General features: G+C 39.2%; 19 protein-coding genes. 10 read left to right on the forward strand and 9 right to left on the reverse strand.

The annotated features are described in order from the left end of the window. The first annotated feature begins 21 nt into the window (after positions 1-21). From BUF13_RS00735 to BUF13_RS00750, 4 genes are all read left to right on the forward strand, one after another. Positions 22-1,509 (forward strand): nicotinate phosphoribosyltransferase, encoded by a 1,488-nt coding sequence (locus BUF13_RS00735; RefSeq protein ID WP_073569842.1) that lies wholly within the window; start codon positions 22-24, stop codon positions 1,507-1,509. Further along, entirely contained in the window at positions 1,496-2,128 is a 633-nt protein-coding gene (gene pncA, locus BUF13_RS00740) for a bifunctional nicotinamidase/pyrazinamidase (RefSeq protein WP_073569843.1), read from the forward strand. The genes BUF13_RS00735 and pncA overlap by 14 nt, the downstream gene beginning before the upstream one ends. A gap of 3 nt (positions 2,129-2,131) precedes the next feature. After that, positions 2,132-2,644, forward strand: coding sequence for an acyl-CoA thioesterase (locus BUF13_RS00745; RefSeq protein WP_073569844.1), 513 nt, complete (start codon positions 2,132-2,134; stop codon positions 2,642-2,644). A gap of 350 nt (positions 2,645-2,994) precedes the next feature. Beyond that, positions 2,995-3,582 (forward strand): hypothetical protein, encoded by a 588-nt coding sequence (locus BUF13_RS00750; protein ID WP_073570789.1) that lies wholly within the window; start codon positions 2,995-2,997, stop codon positions 3,580-3,582. 58 nt (positions 3,583-3,640) lie between these two features. Here the strand turns inward: BUF13_RS00750 and BUF13_RS00755 are convergent, their stop codons facing one another. Further along, positions 3,641-4,120, reverse strand: coding sequence for a hypothetical protein (locus BUF13_RS00755; RefSeq protein WP_073569845.1), 480 nt, complete (start codon positions 4,118-4,120; stop codon positions 3,641-3,643). Positions 4,121-4,313: 193 nt separating this feature from the next. Next, a complete protein-coding gene (locus BUF13_RS00760; protein WP_073569846.1) occupies positions 4,314-4,769 on the reverse strand; it encodes an SMI1/KNR4 family protein in 456 nt (151 codons plus the stop codon). A gap of 530 nt (positions 4,770-5,299) precedes the next feature. Between BUF13_RS00760 and BUF13_RS00765 the strand changes: the two genes are divergently transcribed. Continuing rightward, positions 5,300-5,887, forward strand: coding sequence for a hypothetical protein (locus BUF13_RS00765; protein WP_073569847.1), 588 nt, complete (start codon positions 5,300-5,302; stop codon positions 5,885-5,887). Between the two features lie 57 nt (positions 5,888-5,944). On the opposite strand, the gene BUF13_RS00770 is transcribed toward BUF13_RS00765, so the two are convergent. Further along, entirely contained in the window at positions 5,945-7,171 is a 1,227-nt protein-coding gene (locus tag BUF13_RS00770; RefSeq protein WP_073569848.1) for an ADP-ribosylglycohydrolase family protein, read from the reverse strand. Beyond that, positions 7,168-8,127 (reverse strand): phosphotransferase, encoded by a 960-nt coding sequence (locus BUF13_RS00775; protein ID WP_073569849.1) that lies wholly within the window; start codon positions 8,125-8,127, stop codon positions 7,168-7,170. The genes BUF13_RS00770 and BUF13_RS00775 overlap by 4 nt, the downstream gene beginning before the upstream one ends. A gap of 151 nt (positions 8,128-8,278) precedes the next feature. Between BUF13_RS00775 and BUF13_RS00780 the strand changes: the two genes are divergently transcribed. The 4 genes from BUF13_RS00780 (at position 8,279) to BUF13_RS00795 (ending at position 12,639) form a co-directional block, all read left to right on the forward strand. Further along, a complete protein-coding gene (locus tag BUF13_RS00780) occupies positions 8,279-9,436 on the forward strand; it encodes an acyl-CoA dehydrogenase family protein (protein WP_073569850.1) in 1,158 nt (385 codons plus the stop codon). Between the two features lie 48 nt (positions 9,437-9,484). Beyond that, positions 9,485-11,161, forward strand: a complete 1,677-nt coding sequence (locus tag BUF13_RS00785) for an AMP-binding protein (protein WP_073569851.1) — start codon at positions 9,485-9,487, stop codon at positions 11,159-11,161. A 119-nt stretch (positions 11,162-11,280) separates the two neighbouring features. Continuing rightward, positions 11,281-11,928: a hypothetical protein gene (locus BUF13_RS00790; protein ID WP_073569852.1), complete on the forward strand. Its 648-nt coding sequence runs from the start codon at positions 11,281-11,283 to the stop codon at positions 11,926-11,928. Positions 11,929-12,009: 81 nt separating this feature from the next. Further along, positions 12,010-12,639 carry a DUF2306 domain-containing protein gene (locus BUF13_RS00795; RefSeq protein ID WP_073569853.1) on the forward strand — a complete coding sequence of 210 codons (630 nt, stop codon included), beginning with the start codon at positions 12,010-12,012 and terminating at the stop codon, positions 12,637-12,639. Between the two features lie 58 nt (positions 12,640-12,697). On the opposite strand, the gene BUF13_RS00800 is transcribed toward BUF13_RS00795, so the two are convergent. The 4 genes from BUF13_RS00800 to uxaC form a co-directional block, all read right to left on the reverse strand. Next, on the reverse strand, positions 12,698-13,630 hold the full coding sequence (locus BUF13_RS00800; protein WP_073569854.1) for a UDP-glucuronic acid decarboxylase family protein: 933 nt from the start codon (positions 13,628-13,630) through the stop codon (positions 12,698-12,700). Between the two features lie 100 nt (positions 13,631-13,730). Next, complete coding sequence (gene uxuA, locus BUF13_RS00805) at positions 13,731-14,906, reverse strand: mannonate dehydratase (RefSeq protein WP_073569855.1); 1,176 nt, start codon at positions 14,904-14,906, stop codon at positions 13,731-13,733. Between the two features lie 33 nt (positions 14,907-14,939). Then, on the reverse strand, positions 14,940-15,758 hold the full coding sequence (locus BUF13_RS00810; protein WP_073569856.1) for an SDR family oxidoreductase: 819 nt from the start codon (positions 15,756-15,758) through the stop codon (positions 14,940-14,942). Then, entirely contained in the window at positions 15,755-17,200 is a 1,446-nt protein-coding gene (uxaC, locus tag BUF13_RS00815) for a glucuronate isomerase (RefSeq protein ID WP_073569857.1), read from the reverse strand. Before uxaC ends, BUF13_RS00810 begins: the two co-directional genes overlap by 4 nt. Positions 17,201-17,372: 172 nt before the next feature. Between uxaC and BUF13_RS00820 the strand changes: the two genes are divergently transcribed. After that, positions 17,373-18,395, forward strand: coding sequence for a LacI family DNA-binding transcriptional regulator (locus BUF13_RS00820; RefSeq protein ID WP_073569858.1), 1,023 nt, complete (start codon positions 17,373-17,375; stop codon positions 18,393-18,395). Between the two features lie 59 nt (positions 18,396-18,454). Here the strand turns inward: BUF13_RS00820 and BUF13_RS00825 are convergent, their stop codons facing one another. Further along, a complete protein-coding gene (locus BUF13_RS00825) occupies positions 18,455-20,260 on the reverse strand; it encodes a hypothetical protein (RefSeq protein WP_073570790.1) in 1,806 nt (601 codons plus the stop codon). Positions 20,261-20,382: the final 122 nt, after the last annotated feature.

The following is a 20,382-nucleotide window of genomic DNA, read 5'->3' on the forward strand; positions in this document are numbered from 1 at the left end:
TTTTATTGCCGAAATAATTTTATGAAGATTACCAAAGATCTTTACCACGGAAGTTTAGCCTTACTGACTGATTTTTATCAATTGACAATGGCCTATGCCTATTGGAAATCTGATAAAGGGGAGCAGGAGGCTGTATTTAACCTGTTTTTTAGAAAGCATCCATTTCAGGGCGGATTTACTTTGGCCGCAGGACTGGATTATGTGATTGACTATTGCAGGAATTTCAGATTTGGAAAAGAGGACCTAGAATACCTTTCCAAAATGAAAGCTCCTGATGGTTCTCCACAGTTTGAAAAGGGTTTTATTGACTATTTGAGCAAACTCAAATTTACCTGCGATATCGATGCGGTTGAGGAGGGAACAGTGGTGTTTCCCAATGCTCCTATGATCCGCGTGAGAGGACCATTGATCCAATGTCAGCTTTTAGAAACGCCACTTCTCAATCTTTTCAATTTCCAGACACTGATTGCTACCAAAGCAGCTAGAATCAATCTGGCAGCGAAAGGTGAGCCTGTTTTGGAATTTGGTCTAAGAAGAGCACAAGGAATCGATGGGGCTTTGGCGGCAAGTCGAGCAGCTTATATTGGTGGATGTACTTCTACAAGTAATGTGATGGCAGGAAAGCTATTTGGAATTCCTGTTTCAGGAACTCATGCCCACAGCTGGATTATGTCCTTCGAAAGTGAATTGGAGGCTTTTGAAGCCTATGCTGATGCTTTTCCAGACCAATGTGTTTTCCTCGTAGATACCTACGATACAATCAATGGAGTCAAGAATGCCATTAAGGTAGGAGAGATCCTCAGGAGCAAAGGCAAAGAAATGATCGGTATTCGCATCGATAGCGGAGACTTGGCTTACTATTCCAACAAAGCCCGAGAGATGTTGGATGAGGCTGGTTTTCCGGAAGCTAAAATTGTTGCTTCCAATGATCTGGACGAAAATATTATTCATTCTTTAAAAGGTCAGGAGGCATCTGTAAATGTTTGGGGAGTGGGGACCAAGCTGGTTACGGCATATGACCAACCAGCTTTAGGAGCAGTTTATAAGCTGTCTGCAGTAAAGGAGGAAAGTGGTGAATGGGTTCCTAAGATCAAGATTTCCCAACAATCACTGAAAATCAATATTCCAGGAATTCACAATGTGAAGCGCTACTATTCCAATGGAAAAGCAGTTGCGGATATGATTTACCTGGAGGATCAGGAAATCAACCCGAGAGGGACGGTTATTATTGATCCTACCGATGCAACTCGTAGAAAGCGAATTATGCCTGCTTTTTATAAGGAGGAGGAACTTTTGAAGCCAATATTCAAAAATGGGAAACTAGTCTATAAAAGTCCAAAAATTAAAGACATCCGAGAAAGAGCCCAGAATCAGTTGGCCTCTTTTGATAAAACCCATAAGAGAATTGTGAATCCTCACCTATATCCAGTGGGATTGGAAGAAAATCTACACCATATGCGGATGAACTTGGTGTTGAAAGCAAAACAAATGGAAAATGGAGAAGCTTAATCAATCCAAAGCACTGATCATCGTAGATGTGCAATATGACTTTTTGCCTGGCGGTTCATTGGCTGTCAATGATGGAGATCTGATTATTCCTGTGATCAATGAGCTTCAGGAAAAGTTTGAATTTATTGTAGCGACGCAGGATTGGCATCCAGCGGATCATCAGAGCTTTGCCTCCAACCATCTGGGTAAAAGGCCTGGAAATATGATCGATTTGCACGGTCTTGATCAAATCTTATGGCCTGATCACTGTGTTCAGTACACCAAAGGAGCTCAATTTTCCGCTGATCTTAATCAGAGTAACTGGGAGTCTATTTTCCAAAAAGGCACCAATCCCGAGGTGGATTCATATTCTGGGTTTTTTGACAATGCGAGAAGGGGAGATACCGGTTTGGGTGATTTCCTTAAAGAAAAAGGTGTTGAGACTATTTATATTTGCGGGCTGGCTTTGGACTATTGTGTGAAATTCACAGCCATGGATGGAAAGAGTTTAGGCTTTGATACATATTTGGTCACTGATGCGACCAAAGCAGTGAATTTGGCTCCAGAGGACGGAGATTTAGCTTTAAAAGAAATGGAAGAGGCTGGAATTCATTTGATCACATCCAGCGAAATAGAATAAATCATGTTTGAATTCGATCCAGAGAAACATTACCCGCAGGAGACAGAAAGTCGAGTTGTGATCCGATTTCAGGACTGTGATCCTTTGCGTCACCTGAATAATGCCAAGTACTTTGACTATTTCTTCAATGCAAGAGAGGATCAGGTTCCCAAGCTTTATGGATTGGAAATGATAGATCTGATTAGGAAATACAATGCCGCATGGGTGATTTACAATCACAACATCAGCTATGTCAAGCCGGCCATGGTCGGAGAGTGGGTGAGGATTATGAGCCGGGTGATCTGGCACAATCACAATACTATCGTGGTGGAATATTACATGACTGATGATTCGAAGACCCAGCTGAAAACGGTGCTATGGTCTACCATGCGCTATGTGACATTGGCAGAAGGAAAATCAACAGATCATAGTGGGGCAGTTTTAGACTTCTTGAAAGCGACTTCCGGTGATATTGATGTCTCAGATATGGATATTAAGGACCGCGTAAAGCAACTTGCAAAGGAACTGAAGAAGTAGATTGTCCGAAAAAATGAATCCCAACGAACAAAGCTTGTACGGTATCGTACAGGCTTTTTCTTTGGAATCAGAATGAAAAATTTTTTTTGAAGCTTTTTTAAAATTTAATTCTGAAAATTTTTCTTAAAAAGTGTAACCTTTTCAAATGTAGAAAAATGCCCGTTTAGACTGAGATAGGCTGTTTTTTTGGATTTTAAGAATTACGAAATCATATTTTTTTGAGCTTGTTAAAAGAGCATTTTCCCTTAAATTTTCTAAAAATCATCTTTTCAGAAAAAGGAAATGGGATTTAGAAAATTTGGTTTGGTATGCCATTGGAAACAAGGAGAGCATATCTAAACCAACAAAAAATGAAAACTTTATTATCACTAGTAGCAGCTGGACTTTTAGCTAGTACAAGTATAGCAAACGCCAGCAATGAAGATTTGAAAGACGTAGCAACTGTAGTTGCAAAGGATCAAAAAGTAAGCCTTTACTTGAATCAAGAAAGCGGTCCTGTAAAGGTTACCCTTTTGGATGAAAGAGGTAAAGTTTTGGCAAAGTCCAAAATTAAAGACTATGACAAGGATGTTGTTCTTCCTTATAACTTGGAGAATCTACCTGAAGGAAATTACTCTTTGGAGGTAAGTTCAAATGAGGATCAAATGATCTATGATTTCACCACTACCAAATCAGAATTTCAGCCAGTTGCGCCAAAAATGATGGCATATGGCAAAGAGATAGATAATAATTCTCTGAGATTGACTGTAATCGGTCTGCAAGAGCCTGGAGTTGAGGTTACTTTTAGAGAGAAATTCTCCAACGAAGTATTGCTTACTGAAGAAGTGGATCAGCCAGAAGGTTTCACCAAAATCTATAAGTTCAAAAATATTGACACTTCTGATGTAATGGTCGAGATCAAAGACAAAAAGGGAACTGTAAAGTCTCTATTCTTTTAAAAAGATTTAATTGATAAGTCAAAGAGCCATTCCGAAAGGGATGGCTTTTTTTATGGAATTAGTCTTCTAATTTTTGATAGACTAAATAAGGTCCGTCACAGGGAGCCCAGATGATATTCTCCAGAGTTCCTTCTTTGGAAATGTGAAGGTATTCCTTTTCAATATCTCCACTTGAACAATTGTAGGCATATGCATCGCCTCCAGTTTGGCTTAGGACTGCTACTGCCAGATAATTTTCATTGAAATCTTCCGAGATTTCATCGATTTCATAGGTGCCAGTGGCTGATGCTTTGTAATCCTCATCCTCTACAGTTTTACTATAAGTTCCATCATTAAAGAAAGTATATACCTCTTTTCGCTTTAAATCATCTCCTTCGAGCACAATATTGATCATAGAGCCCATGCTCTTGACTAGCTTCCATTCTCCTTCTAGAAAGGATCTATTAGGGTCAATAATCAGCTCAGGTTCATTTTGGACCAGCCCACAAGCACTAAGTTGAAACAGAATAAATAAAGGAAGTAGAGAAAGCCTTTTCATAACGATTTTGAAGTTTTATTTCAGACGATATTTGAAAAGAATCTGCGATAAGCTTTCTGATGGATATTTTCGGCTCGGCTAAGACTAGTGCGGGTTTTGAGCAAGCGCTGAAGTCGCGTGAGACGGATTTTTATTAGGATTTGTAATTTACTTCATCTATTTAAATAGGTTAGGTAATTGATATATGAAGTTTTTAATATTCATCTTCCATTGTTTTGTCCAACCAATCAATAAAATTTTCCCAATTATTATTTGAGCCAGATTCTATTTCGTTGGTGTTATGGTTAAAAATCACGATGGGAACTTCGGGATAAGAACTTCGATTGTCAAAACACCAAAAGTCTCCATTGTCTTGTTTGAAAGGTGTTAGATATTGAGGAAATTCTAATTCAGCGTAATCTTTTAAAACTTCTTCCAAATTCATATAAGGGTCAAGTTCATTATTAGCAAAACCAAATCCCTCAAATGCAAAATCTCCAATTGGAACTTCTAAACAGTATTTTAATTGAAAGTCAATAAATGACTTTGGAAATTTGCAATAATATTTTTCAACCAGTTCATTCAAATACGTTTCATTTGGCTGGGGACAGTTTTGCGGAAATGCTGGTTCTCGGTCAGGATATTTTTCTTTTAAATCTTCGAATGTCATTTTTGGTCAAATTGGGAACAACTGATTATTAAAATAAGTGTTTGGAAAATAAACTCCTTCAATTTGAGATAATTATAGAAAGGGTTTAGTCATCTTTCGGATATGATTTCTTCATAAAAACTTGATTTTCAGGCTTCGCAATCGATTGAGTGTTCGGAAATTTTGTGTCTGTGCGGACAAGAGATGTACACAAGCGTACAGGTTAGAACGATCCAATAAAATTGACTTATGTCAAAAATATTTTTTTGAAAATTATTTTTCCTTAACAAACACAATAAGCTGTAACCTTGGCATTTTTCGAAAACCATACAAAAGTGTACGGCACTGTGACAACCGAACGGAAAAGTGTACAGAAGAAATACAGGTTTTGTTAAAAAATGGTCAACTGAACAGAATAATATTTTGTGTAAATCTTAATTTTTCTAAAAATCATCCCATTCGATATAGTGGGTTTTGGCATGCCAAACCTGATTTGGTATGTGGTTGGCATAAGGTAAATCACAACATTGCTAAACCAACAAAACTACACTATGAAAACTTTATTCACTTTCGCACTAGCCGGACTTTTAGCTACAAGCGCTCTGGCATCTAATGACAACGAAGATTTAATGGCACTTTCTGACGCAAGAGCTAAGTTCAAGAAAGTCAATGTATTATTAAAAGAGGGAGTAGGCAAAGCCAAAGTGGCTATCATGGATGAAAATGGAAAAATCCTTCATCAAAGAAAAGTAAAAGCCACTGACGAAAACGTTTTGGTCCCTTATGATTTGAATAGCCTTCCTTGTGGAGAATATCAAGTGAAAATCACTACTGAAGATGAAGAAGTAACCTATACAGTTGAGACTTTTGACAAAAAGAAAGAGATCAGAGAGTATCCTCTAATGGCTTATGGTAAAATCATCGACGGTGAAACCATCAACTTGGCTGTTATCGGATTGACTGAGCCAGGGGTAGATGTGAAAATCAGATACGAAGACACTGACAAATTGATTTATGCTGAGACAATTGATCATCCAGACGGGTTCCGTAAGGATTACAAATTGGAAGGTGTAAATCCTGAAGATGTTTATCTAGAAGTAAAAGATGTAAAAGGAAGAACTCGAATCCTTCATTTCTAAACTAAACCAGCTTTGAAGGTAGTCCCGGAGAAATCCGGGACTTTTTTTATGTAAAAATTATTGGGCCATGTGGTCGCTGATTGCCGCCGCCAATTTTTCTAGATCTTGATTTAAAATGGCTTTATTAACTTCTAGGACTTGATTTTTTTCTTTTTCTGGTAATGCGTCAAATCCATAAAAAGCCCCTAAAATACCTCCAGCCAATGCTGCTGTAGTGTCATTATCACGACCATAATTGGTTAGGAAAATCAGGGTCTTCATAAAGTCGAAATCAGCATAAACCATGGCTGTGATAGTTTGCAGGTAGATTTCTCCCGCATGAAAAGGCATGTCCTGCAGCCTTTGATCCAGTTGCTCAAATGCAAATTTCAAAGCAGAACTTTCTGGATCGAAATAGGTACCCAAACTATCCATGGTTTTTGCTTCATTGGCTATCCAGATGGCATCTTTGAAGATTCGATCGGCTGTTCTTCCAACCAACCTACTTTGAAAATAATGGGATGGATCCAATTTTTGACTCGCCAATAAAGAATCAACTGTTGTCCCTTTTTTCATCCCCGCGGCGGTCATAGCAGCAGCCATTGCGGTTAAGTCTTTTGCATAACCCAAATCATAAATGGAGAGCTTAAAGGCCTCCTCATAGGCTTTCTTGGGGTTTCCTGGAAAATAAACTCCCAAGCTCGGTGCATACAAAAGGCCTGCACAAACCATTTCCCCTCCATAAAATCGACCCAAGGAATCTGCATATCCCGTCAAATCATTATTCAGGAAAGGTTGACTGACCTTTGCCCATTCCTGAAGCCATCCGACTCGCAAGAATGCGTTTTCAATTCCAATCTTATCAAAGCTATCAAGTTGGGATAATTGATCAAAGTACTCTTTGTATCGCTGGTAAATTTGGGAAGCGAAGTCCTGCGGATTGAGTTCGTTAGAGGATTGGGTCAGTAGGTATTCACCTGCCAAAACTTTCCAGCGGGTATCGTCTGTGGTTCCTCCAGCTGGTAGATCGGCTACCCAAATACCTTCGGGAGAAACTTCACGAACCATCGTGTCCAAGCTCGTGACAAATCCATATGTGGCCTGAATGTCATTTCTGGACCACATTTCTGTTGGGGCTCCCATGGCGTCTCCGATAGCTGCACCCACGATCATTCCTTTGATTTTGTCTGTAAGCTCAAATTTTGAGAGCCCTGATTCAGCCAATTTATCTATATGCTCAGATTTTGGTGGACTACATGATGCCAAAAGCCAAACAAAGAACAGGATGGATAAGCCGTATTTCATGATAGGATGAATTTTCTGGCCTTTTCCATTAAGGCTTTCTTCTTTTCCAAACTTAGATTCAATGGTAATTGAGCTATTCCTATTAGTCTTCTGAGTAATTCCACCCCTCGATATTGATTAGCTAACCGGGCGTCGAAAGACTTGTAATAGTTTAATTCTATAGCGTTTTCAAAAGACTCAGTCATTCCACAGAAATCTCCATGAGCCAAGAAAACACCAAGGTCGAATTCTGCATCCCCCAGAAAGCTAAATTCCGGGTCGATTACCCTGATTTCACCAGAGGAACTGATCCAGCTTCCTGGATAAAAATCTCCATGCAAAAGAGTATTTCCAGTACTTAGATATCGATTTCCAAGCTTTTCTATTTCTTGTTTCAGTTTTGAGTCCTTCTTCCAGTCAAAACTCAATTCTTGTAAGCCAGACTGGATTGTGTCTAGATCAAAGCCATTTTCTTCCATGAAAGGAAAATGAAATACGTGCTCATGATTCAGCTTTCTCATTTCCATATTTTCTGGAAAAGTAGAAATGGGAAGCTTGTGCAGCGTGTCTAAATAAGTGACTAAATCCATCAATTGATCAGAGGTCAATTCTCTTGATTGAGAATACAAGCCGGAAAAATCGCCTTCATCACCTAAATCTTGGGTGACTAGGGTATGGTCAGTAATACAGTATTTTAGGATTTCGGGTGAGTAAGCTGCCAAAAACTTGTTCGAATTGATTATGTAGTAAAAGTTGAATTCTACGTCGATCCTGTCAATGGGGGCCGGTATCTGAGGGAATTTCCGAACGTAAGGTTTGGATTGTTTGAGGATAATGGAGCGCTGGTTGGTTTTTACCCTCAGTACAACATTCATATTACTTTCACCAGCAGGTGCAATAGAAATGATGGATTCTTCGGGGTTCCAAATATCGAGTTGGAATAAGTCCTCTGGAAGAGATTCATATGTTAATTGCATGAATTTGGTTGATTAAGTAGGGTAAAATAAGGCGAATATTTAAATAATGGAACCTCTTTTTTATCTAGGATTTTTGAAATCAAATATGCCTACAGGCCTCCTAAATGATGTATTTTTTTATTTTTGAAAGAATCTAAAATATATAAACCCAATGTTTGGACTACCTAGAATGTTATTTACGGAAGAGCATGAACTCTTTCGGCAAAGTGTTAGAGATTTTATAGCCAAGGAGATCACTCCTCATAACGCCGAATGGGAGAAGCAAAAGATGGTTTCCCGCGAATCTTGGCTCAAGTTTGGTGAGAATGGATTTTTGGGAATTCAGGCTCCAGAAGAGTTAGGAGGGATGAATATTCAAGATTTTAGGTTCAATGCCATTTTGATTGAAGAATTAGGGTTGAGCGGTTGTTCTGGACCTGCGATTGGTTATCCTTTGCACAGTGATATTGTGATGCCCTATATTTTGCATTATGGTACTCAGGCTGTTTTAGAAAAATACATCCCGAAAATGATTTTGGGTGAATATATTGGTGCTGTTGCCATGACAGAACCAGGAGCTGGGTCTGATTTGCAGGGGATAAGGACTTCCGCGGTAGATCAAGGGGATCATTATTTGGTGAATGGATCCAAGACTTTTATCACCAATGGATATTTGTCAGACGTGGTAGTGGTTGCTGTAAAAACGGATCCTTCCAAAGGTGCTAAAGGGATTTCATTGATCCTCATGGATAGTGACATGGAAGGTTACACGAAAGGGAAACCTTTTGAAAAAGTAGGCCTTCATGCTCAAGATACCTGCGAGCTATTTTTTGAGGATGTAAAAGTGCCCAAAGAGAATTTGTTGGGTAAGGAAGGAGAGGGATTCAAATATTTAATGACCGAATTAGCTCAAGAGCGCTTGGTAGTTGCTTTGGCTGCCGTAGCTTTGGGAGAATATATGCTCCAATCTACTGTGGAATACGTGAAGGAAAGAAAAGCTTTCAACAAAAGCCTTTCAGAATTCCAGAATACAAGGTTCAAGTTAGCTGAAATGACTGCTGCTTTGGAGCAAGGTAGGATTTATTGTGACTATTTGGTCCAATTACATAATGAAGGAAAGTTGGATTCGGCAATGGCTTCAGCTGCTAAATACAATATGACAGAGCTTCAATGTAAAGTGGCCGATGAATGTGTCCAGCTTCATGGAGGCTATGGCTACATGTGGGAGTATGGGGTTGCAAGGGCCTATGCGGATGCAAGAGTCCAGCGAATTTATGCCGGAACTAATGAAATTATGAAGGAGTTAATAGCCCGAAAAATATTGAAATAAGAGTATATTCAATCTTTGAACCCACAGAATCACCCAAAAAACCTGATAATGAAAGAATATCCTTGGTTTAAAAATTATCCAGCATCGGTAGACAAGGAAGTAAATTGCGAGGCTTACACTAGCGTTGTCGATTTATTCGAGGAAAGCGTAGAGAAATATCAAAATGATACAGCGTACGAATGTATGGGTAAAACCATGTCATTCAATGAATTGGATACTTTAAGTGCGAATTTTGCGAACTACCTTTCAAAAGAGCTCAAGTTACCGAAAGGAACTAGAATTGCTATTCAAATGCCCAATACGCTACAATATCCTGTAGTAATGTTTGGAGCGTTGCGTGCCGGGATGATTGTAGTAAATACCAATCCACTTTATACTCCCTCCGAAATGGAGCATCAGTTTAATGATGCAGGAGCCGATGTGGTGGTTATCGTTGCAAATTTTGCAAGTAATCTTGAGAAGATTATGGGTAAAATCAAAGCCAAACACGTGGTGGTAACTGAGTTAGGAGATTTATTGGGAGGATTGAAAGGAACTATCGTCAACTTGGTGGTCAAGCATATCAAAAAGATGGTTCCAGCTTATTCCATTCCTGGTGCAGTTTCTTTTAAAGATGCCTTGGCAAAAGGGGCTAAATATTCCTTCTCCAAGGAAACTATTAGTCTGGAAGATACCGCCTATTTGCAATACACTGGAGGAACCACAGGAGTTTCAAAAGGAGCCGAACTGACCCATGGGAATATCGTTGCCAACATGCAGCAGATTTCTGCTTGGATGAAGCCAAAATTGAAAGAAAGAGAAGAATTGGTTGTGACAGCATTACCGCTTTATCACATTTTTGCCTTGACTGTCAATTGTTTAGCAATGATGAAAATTGGCGCTCATAACTTGCTGATTACCAATCCGAGAGATATGAAGGCTTTTTGTAAGGATTTATCCAAACATGAGTTTACAGTCTTCACTGGAGTGAATACTCTTTTCAATGGATTATTGAATCAGGACTCTTTCAAAAGCTTGAATTTTAAAAAGTTGAAAATCGCAGTTGGAGGAGGTATGGCCGTTCAGAAATATACTGCCGAGCAGTGGAAATCTTTGACTGGAGTTCCATTGGCAGAAGGATATGGTTTGACTGAGACCTCACCAGTAGCTTCCTGTAATCCTATTGATGGAACAGAGAGGATTGGTACTATTGGGATTCCACTTCCGAATACTGAGATGATGATCGCTGATGATGATGGGAATGAAGTTCCCTTAGGCGAAAGAGGAGAGGTTTTGATCAAAGGACCACAAGTGATGAAAGGCTATTGGAATCGACCTGATGAAACTGCAAAAGTTATGCATGGAGATTGGTTTAAATCAGGAGATATCGGAGTGATGGATGAGGATGGTTTCTTCAAGATCGTAGACCGAAAGAAAGAAATGATTTTGGTTTCTGGATTCAATGTCTATCCAAATGAGGTGGAGGATTGTATTGCCGGAATGGATGAAGTGACTGAGGTAGGTGTAATTGGTATGCCAGATCCGCGATCCACTGAGAAAGTTGTGGCTTATATTGTACCTAAAGACAAATCACTGACATCAGAGCAAGTAATTACGCATTGCCACCAGTATTTGACTAATTATAAGGTGCCAAAAGAGGTTTATTTCACGGATGAACTTCCAAAATCCAATGTGGGCAAAATCCTAAGGAGGAAGATCAAAGAAGCTCATATGGGGAGAAGATGAAATCATGAATTAAAAAAGGCTTAAAGAGATTTAAGCCTTTTTTAATTGGTTTAACTACGTTTAACGAAGAGTTTCAGTAAAAAGGAATTCATATTTATAACTTCATAGAAATTCACGCTATGAAGAAGCTTTTATTTTTCTTATTCTTTTTCACTTTTAGTAATCTGTGCAAGGCCGATTATACTCCAATCCCTCTCGATGAACTTATCTTAATTTCAGATAAAATTGTTGTGGGTGAAATCGTGGAGGTTGAACCTGTCTATATTACAATAAGAGTGGAGCAATCTTTGAATCATGATTGGGGCTTCCTTAAGATCAGAAGATTTATCAATTGGACCTGTGCAATGAGATGGACACCTTATCAAAATGGTCAAAAGTTGGTTTTTTTCCTTCGGGAGGAGGAAGGGGACTACTTCCCGATTGGTGCAGGAAATGAAGGAGAAATGCCTGTTTTAGAAGGGATTGTATATATCAACGATCAAGCTTTATCTATGATTGATTATTATTATTCTCAACAAATTGGTAGAATGGTTTTTAATATAACCCCCTATTTTTTGTACGGAGGAAGGTATCATGGAATCAAATATTCCTTGTTAGAATTGATGAATACGGTCAGATTTGTGAGAAACTGCTATCGGATTGAACCTGAAAATGGGTGGGCTTATAAACGGGAGTTACTATGTTCAGAAGAGGAAATACTTGCAAAAAGTGAAGGTTCTGATTTGAGGCTTTCTATTTTTTATGATTTCAAAAACAGGATGGATTAGAAATATCGAAAATTGACCCAAAAAGGCTTATTTTAGATCAAAACTAGACCAAGAAGATCCATTCTATTTCTTTGAATTCATTTGAAAAAACCAATTCTTGCAAGAGTTTTTTGGTCGGTGATCATCCTCTTGAGTGCCTTTTATTTGTTTAGAGGTATTCGATTTAGATTCCTAACAGAAGGAAATCTGGAAACCAAAGTGTTTTGGTATGTCTTTCATTTTTTGACCGCCTTGGCTCCTCTGATTTTAGGGCCTTTTCAATTTTCAAAAAGTCTTCGAATCAAGAATGTTAAAATTCATCGATTCTTGGGGAAAATCTACCTCCTTGGATCTTTGTTGGGAGGAATTTCGGCTTTCGTTTTGGGAGTGAGACTTGACCTAGAAGGCTCAATTGTTTCATTGATTTTACTTTCACTGACCTGGATTTTTATGGTGGCTGCAGCTTGGATTACCATTCGAAATGGAAATATCAAAGACCATCGACTATTTGCCATTCGTAGTTATGGGATGGCTTTGGTATTTGTATTCTTGCGTTTGATAGGGGATATTCCACAGGAAAAATTATTCTTTTTTATCGAGTCTCCAGAAATGCGGGATTCAACATTGGAATGGATCAGTTGGATTATTCCACTTTTAGTTATTGAATTTGCTATTTCTTGGATTCCTGCAATTAAGGTCAAGAGAAAGTTTAAAAGTCGGGTTATTGATTGAACAAAAAATAACCCTCAATGGAAATCCAATGAGGGTCTAAATCGCTGGAATATATTTTTTAAATAACTCCTTCGAAATATTCGATAGTCTTTGTCAATCCATCTCTCAATTTGATGGTAGGTTCCCAGTTCAATTCCTTTTTCGCCAGGTCAATGACAGGTTTTCGCTGCATTGGATCATCCTGAGGTAATGGCAAGAATACCAATTTACTTTTACTGTTGGTCAGCTCTATGATCTCATTAGCGAGCTCCAACATGGTGAATTCACCAGGGTTTCCAATATTGACTGGGCCTGTAAATCCATCTCTGGAGTTCATCAGACTGTACATTCCTTGGATATTGTCATCCACGTAGCAGAAAGAACGGGTCTGCATACCATCGCCATAAATCGTAATGTCTTCGCCTTTCAATGCCTGAACGATAAAGTTGCTGACAACCCTACCATCATTCGGGTGCATACGAGGTCCGTAGGTATTGAAAATACGCATTACTTTGATCGGAACCCCATGTTGTCTATGGTAGTCGAAGAATAGAGTCTCAGCACATCTTTTGCCTTCATCATAGCAAGCACGGATACCCAAGGTATTTACATTTCCTCGGTAAGACTCTGGCTGCGGGTGGATTTCTGGATCTCCATATACTTCAGAAGTACTTGCTTGAAGGATCTTGATTTTTAGCCTTTTGGCCAAGCCTAACATATTCATTGCTCCGATTACAGAGGTCTTGGTAGTCTGTACGGGATCAAATTGATAGTGAATAGGAGAGGCTGGACATGCCAGATTGTAGATTTCATCAACTTCAACAAACAGAGGATGGGTTACATCATGTCTTAGAAGTTCAAAATTTTTATGGTCTAAAAGATGGTGGATGTTACTTCTTCTTCCGGTGAAAAAATTGTCAACACACAAGACTTCATTTCCTTCTTTCAATAATCTGTCGCAAAGATGGCTTCCTAGAAATCCGGCACCACCGCTTACCAAAACTCTTTTCATTTATTTGGAGGGATGTTAAAATTGAATCGTTGCGAAAATAAGGAATAGTTTCGCATTTAACAGGATAAAAAAAGCCAGAAATTAATTTCTGGCTTGAGTATTACTTATTTCTGGTATAAATCAGGGCAGATTCAATTCCCCTGATTTCTGCTAATCCTTTCAGCCTTCCAATTGCGGAATAGCCTGGATTGGTCTTTTTATTCAAGTCATCCAGCATCTGATGACCATGGTCTGGTCTCATTGGGATGCTTTTTCCTCGCTTTTCCTGAACTTTTAAGATTTCATCTACGACAGCTTCCATTGGAACATTTCCGTCCAGATGGTTGTCTTCAAAGAAATTTCCTTCGGCATCTCTTCGAGTGCTTCTCAAGTGAATGAAATTGATGTGATCCCCGAATTCAGCAACCATGGCAGGTAAATCATTATCAGGACGCACTCCATAGCTTCCTGTGCAGAAGCAAAGTCCATTGTGAGGGCTTGGATTGTCGGTGATGATTCTTCTTGCATCTGCTGCCGTAGAAACGATCCTAGGAAGTCCATACAAGGAGAATGGAGGGTCATCAGGATGAATTGTTAGATAAACTCCAACTTCTGCAGCTACCGGAACAATAGCGTCTAAGAACAAGCGTAAATGCTCCTGAAGTTTTGCTTCATTAATTCCGTCATAGGTTTTGAGCATAGCTCGGAACTCATCCAATGTATAACCGATCTCTGATCCAGGTAGTCCTTTCAGAATATTGTCGATGATCAATTGCTTCTTATCATCGCTCAAAGCTTCATAATAAGATTTCACAGCAGCAATCTCTTCTTGGCTATACTCGGAAAATGCTTCAGGTCTTTCCAAAATGAAAAGGTCAAAAGCCTGAACTGCTTTCTTTTCGTAAAAAAGAGCAGTGGCGCCATTTGGAAGCTTTCTGAAAAGGTCCGTTCTGGTCCAATCAAGAATAGGCATGAAGTTGTAGCAAACCGTAAAAATGCCTTCAGAAGCTAAATTTCTCAGCGTTTGCTGATAGTTTAAGATCAATTCCTCAAAGTTGTCGGTCCTTGTTTTGATTTTTTCGTGAACAGGGACAGATTCTACCACCGACCAAGTCAGGCCAGCATCTTCGATGGTTTTCTTTCTGGTTTGGATTTCTTCGATTGACCAAACCTCACCATTTGGAATATGATGTAAAGCCGTCACGATTCCGGTAGCACCAGATTGACGGATGTCTTGTAAGCTAACTGGGTCATTGGGACCATACCAACGCATGGTCTGTTCCATTTTAGGAATCATAAAGATCTATTTTGGGATTAAATATAATCGAAATTAAACGCCGGAATAGGCACTGAATCCACCATCTACAGGTACGATTGTTCCTGTAACAAAAGCAGAAGCATCTGAGCAAAGCCACTGAAGCGCTCCCAGAAGATCATCAGGCTTTCCAAATCTTTCCATAGGAGTATGGGTGATGATCTGGTTTCCTCTTTTGGTCAGAGAGCCATCTGACTCCGTCAAAAGGGTCCTGTTTTGTTCTGTTAAAAAGAATCCCGGAGCTATTGCATTTACTCTGAATTCCGGTCCATGCTTACCTGCCAATTCTACAGAAAGCCATTTGGTTAGGTTGTCAATCGCAGCTTTTGCTGAAGCATAACCCATTACACGAGTCATTGGTCTTGTTGCGGCCATTGAGCTGATATTCAGTATATTACCTCTATTGTTTTTAAGCATTAGAGGAAGTAGGAATTTGATTGGAAGTACAGTTCCCATGTAGTTCAAATCCATTACTTTGCGAAGAGAAGAAGTGTCTAAATCCAGAAAATTCTGATCCGGAGTTACGACTGCTCCAGGCATATTTCCTCCTGCGGCATTGATCAAAATATCAATAGAACCAAAGTCTTTTTCAATGGCTTCTGCTGCCCCAGCTAAACTAGTTTCATCCGTGACATCACAGATATATCCTTGGGCTTTTCCGCCTTCGGATTTTATTTTTTCTACAAGGGAATCCACTTTGGCTGGTGTTCTTCCCAAAATCAAAACTGTTGCACCTTCTTGAGCTAAATGAAGGCTCATGGATTCGCCTAAAACTCCTGTGGCTCCTGAAAATGCAATTGTTTTCCCCTGGAGGGAGAAAAGATGGTTACTCATGGTTTAATTTGAATATTGGTTGGGTGAAAGTCAAAATAGTTTTTAGCATTGAAATAGCAGATGTCTGAGATGATTTTGCCGAGCCACTTCTCATCCCAAGGTAATTCTCCATTTTCTACATCTTTTCCGAAAAGATTACAAAGGATTCTTCGGAAATACTCATGTCTTGGGAAGGACAAGAAGCTTCTTGAATCTGTCAGCATTCCAATAAAGCAGGAGATCAAGCCCATATTGGAAAGGGTATTCATCTGTGCTTCCATTCCGTCTTTTTGGTCCAAATACCACCAGCCGGATCCAAACTGAATCTTTCCTTTAGTACTTCCATCATTGAAATTACCTACCATGGTAGCGAAGACCTCATTGTCTCCAGGATTTAAATTGTAAATCACAGATTTGGTCAGCTGATCTGTTGAATCCAATTCGTTGAAGAATTGAGCTAAGGCTTTTGCTTGCACGAAATCACCAATAGAATCAAAACCAGTGTCAGGTCCTAGGGTAGAAAGCATTCTGTGATTTGTGTTTCTCAAAGCTCCCAGGTGGAACTGCTGAACCCAGCCTTTGGCATGATACATTTTGCAAAGGGCCGTTAAGGTTTTAAACTTGAAATACTGGATTTCTGAAGTAGTTAAAGTCTTATTGTTTTTCAAGAGCTCAAATAGGTCCTGAATATTGTATTGTTCTTTTTCGAAGAAGTAAAGCTGCTCCAAACCATGGTCAGATAGGCGACAGCCTCGATCATGGAAATAATCAATCCGAATGGCCAAAGCTGCCAAAAGATCCTCATAGGTATTGATCTTGATTCCAGCCGCTTTTCCTAGTTTTTCCAAGTAGGAAAGGTAGATTTCCGGATTTTCAACAGCATAGGATTTATCTGGTCTGAAAGCTGGATACATTTGAAAGGAATCAGCTTTTTGGGCAAATTCTACATGCTCCTGAAGGCTGTCAGCAGGGTCATCCGTAGAGCAAATTACCTCAACATTCATCTGCTTCAACAAGCCATTGGTACTGAAATCAGGTGAATCCAATTGGTCATTGCAATGACTATATACTTCATAGGCATTTTCCTCACTTAATAGATCATCAACACCAAAATACCTTCTTAGCTCCAAATGAGTCCAGTGATAAAGTGGATTTCGCATGGTGTAAGGAACTGATTTGGCCCAAGCTGCGAACTTGTCTTTGTCGGATGCATCTCCAGTGATAAATTTTTCTGAAACCCCTAGAGTTCGCATAGCTCTCCATTTGTAATGGTCTCCAGCAAGCCAGATCTGGCTCATATTTGCAAACTTCCGATTTTCATTGACCTCATTAGGAGGGAGGTGGTTGTGATAATCTATGATTGGTAGATTTTTGGCAAAATCATGATATAAAATTTTGGCGTATGGGCTTTGTAGAAGAAAGTCTTCCGATAGGAAATTGGTTTGGACTTCGGTAGAGATCATAGGTACTTTTCCTTGTTTTAGGATTGGCTATTTATGCTTGAATTTACCCTGAAATGAGGGTTTTTTAAGATTTAAATACGAAATCGATTGCGATTTTTTAAAGATTTTTACGAAGAGACTTTATTTCCTTCGTATTTTCAAGCACTTTTATTTCAAACAACCCAAAATAGTCATGAGTAATGGAATTAGTTTAAAAGAATTGGCTGCCGAACTGAAATTGGCACCTTCTACAGTCTCCCGAGCTTTGAACGATAGCTACGAGATTTCGGAGGCGACAAAGAAGAAGGTGATCAGCATGGCTGAAAAGCTCAATTATCAGCCTAATCCCTTTGCAAGAAGCTTGAGGGAGAATAAAAGTAAGACCATTGCGGTGATTATTCCTGAGCGAATCAATAACTTTTTTGCTCAAGTGATGGATGGTATTGAGGAAATAGCTCATGAGCATGGATACCATTTATTGGTCTACAGCACCCATGAGGATGTGGAGAAAGAAAAGAAGATCGTCTCGCTTCTTCAAAATAAAAGAGCAGATGCAATTGTGATGTCAGTTTCTAGTCAGACCAGTGACGTTTCACATTTGGTAAAGTTGTACCAAAGAGACCTTCCAATCATTTTCTTTGACAGAGTTTGTTCGGATATTCCTACTACGAAGTTTATCACTAATGACTATGAAAGTGCCTACGAAGGTACTAAGCATCTGATCCAGCAGGGTTGTCAAAAAATTGCCTTTTTGATGCTGGCAAAGGAGCTTTCCATTACCAAAGAGCGATATAGAGGATACTTGGATGCATTGAAAGAAGCTGGGATGCAGCCAGAGCCAACATTTAGTCTGCATTGCTGTCGTAGTGATGAGGAAAATATTCAATTGATTACGGAGCTATTGAAGTCTGAAAACAGGCCTGATGGGATATTGTCCTCTGTAGAAAAATTGGCATTGGCTACCTACCATTCGGTGAAAAAAACCAAACTCAGTATTCCAGATGATTTGAAGATCATTACATTTTCAAATATGAGCTCTGCTGGTTTGCTGAGTCCATCACTATCGACGATCACTCAACCGGCATTGACTATTGGTCAGGAGTGCGCAAAATTGTTGATCAAGAAACTGACCAAGCCGCGTCATAATGAATTGAAAGATCAAGTGATTGTGATACCAAGTAAATTGACAATTCGAGAGTCTACTATGGCTCGGTAATCATTTCGAAAAAGAATATGAAAAAGCCCTTTGAATCATTTCAAAGGGCTTTTTTGTGTTTAAGCATTGACAGCTTGTTTGGGTAATAATTCATCCAGTTCCTGCCAGATTTGATTCATTTGGGATTTCATTTTATCCAGAATTTCATCGGTGTCAGGAGTGTATTCTTGGATCAAGCCCTTGTAGTAATCCATTCCGTCCAAAATGTTGGATTTGAACTTTTCAAAATAGGATTGCTTCCGTGCATTGATTTCAGGTCCTACCTTTTCGAGTTCATTTTTAAGATATGTAATGTAAAGTTGGAGCTCCTTGATGAATACATGTGGTCTGTTGGCATCCAGATTCAAGGAGATTTTACCATATATATGATCCACCATTTCCTGAAGGCTGAAAGTACCTTTGAAATAGGCCAAGTTGGGACCTGGGCAGATGGTTACTGCATTCAGATTTCGTTTAGGAGTACCTCCATTTGCCAGGATAGCAGGCGCACTTAATCCTTCACATAGGCAATCTTTTTCTAAGGTATCTTGAAAGGATTCAGCACTGGCTTCTCCTTTTTGAAATAGCTTTGCTTTCAGGTTTTGGTATTGGCGAGAGGCGGTACAGATCGGTTTTTCGGTAAACTCTGTACTGAAAGAAAGGAACTTCTTGTAACAAGGACTACCGGGTCTATTTTTCTCAATTCTAGCCTTTCTTTGATCCTCACCACTAGATGTTCTTAGGTTGTTAAATGGAACGCCAAGAGGAGAAGCAGCACTGAGGAAATAGTCTGATTGCTTGGCTTTTAATAATCTATTCAAGGTGTCCTGGTCAACGGAAGTGGCCTCAGGAACCAATAAGAATGGGCTTCCCCAGCCGGTTCCATCCAATTCATAATGAGATCTTAAAAAATGATCTTCTTCTGAGGTTCCGATACCTCCTTGATAGGTTATTTTTAACTCTTGGTTTTCCTGAATCGAGTTGTTTCCTCTTTCAGACAAGGTTTTATTACAAATCTCGAGTATAGATGATTTCAATTCGGATCTATTGCTTTTGAATTCCTCCAAAATGGGGCCTATCAGGAATCCATCCGTGGCAAAGGCATGACCCCCGCAATTGAGTCCAGATTCTATTCTAAATTCTGAAACCCAAAGCCCTTTTTTAGCCAAAAATTTACCTTGGATCAAAGCAGATCTATAATCGCTGACTTTCAGACAGATTTTCTTCTTTATGTTTCCTGAATCATCAGGGAAAAAGTCTTCGAAATTCTCAGCATAGGCAAACAAAGCAGGATTCATCCCCGCTGAGAAAATCACGGATGATTCTAATTTACTATTCGCATAGCCTCTCAATGCTGAAAGTGCATCCGAATACTCTCTGGATAGGGGATTGCCATTTTCATCATAGTTGATCTTATCGACCTTGGTCATGATATTAATGTCAATTTTCCCTGGCTTGATCAAATTTTGAATTTCAATTCTTTCTTTTTCAGAAATTTCTTTCCCTTCCAAAGATTTGACTAGACCAACCAAAGGGTGGTTGTCAGGGAGCAATTGGATGTACTTTTGGAGAAGAGGAGAGTCCAGATTTTCAAAATTTTTGACTTCATCTAGTTGCTTATCGACCAGATAATGAGTCAAATCCAAAAAAGCAGTGATCCGCTTAGCTCTTGAATCTTCCTCCTTTTCATGAATAGGATGAAATTCAAGATGATGCTTTTCAGAATAAATTTTTCTCATCATTTCCAAGAGTTGATCATCCATGATGGAGATAACGCTGGAAATTCCGAGGTGAGCTACTTTAATAGGGCTATCTACAGTATATCCCAAGCCCATCACAGGAATATGAAAGGAATGAGGGGGATTTTGTTGAGAAATAGTACTCATATAGGTAATGCGAATATTTTGACAATTTAATTCAGTAAAATTATCTCCATTAGCACAGGCAATACCTAGTATATGTCTCGCCAAGCCATGATAAAAATCAGGAATTTTTGCCTTTGAAAAAT

The sequence above is a fragment of the Algoriphagus zhangzhouensis genome, assembly GCF_900148515.1.
Taxonomy (GTDB): domain Bacteria; phylum Bacteroidota; class Bacteroidia; order Cytophagales; family Cyclobacteriaceae; genus Algoriphagus; species Algoriphagus zhangzhouensis.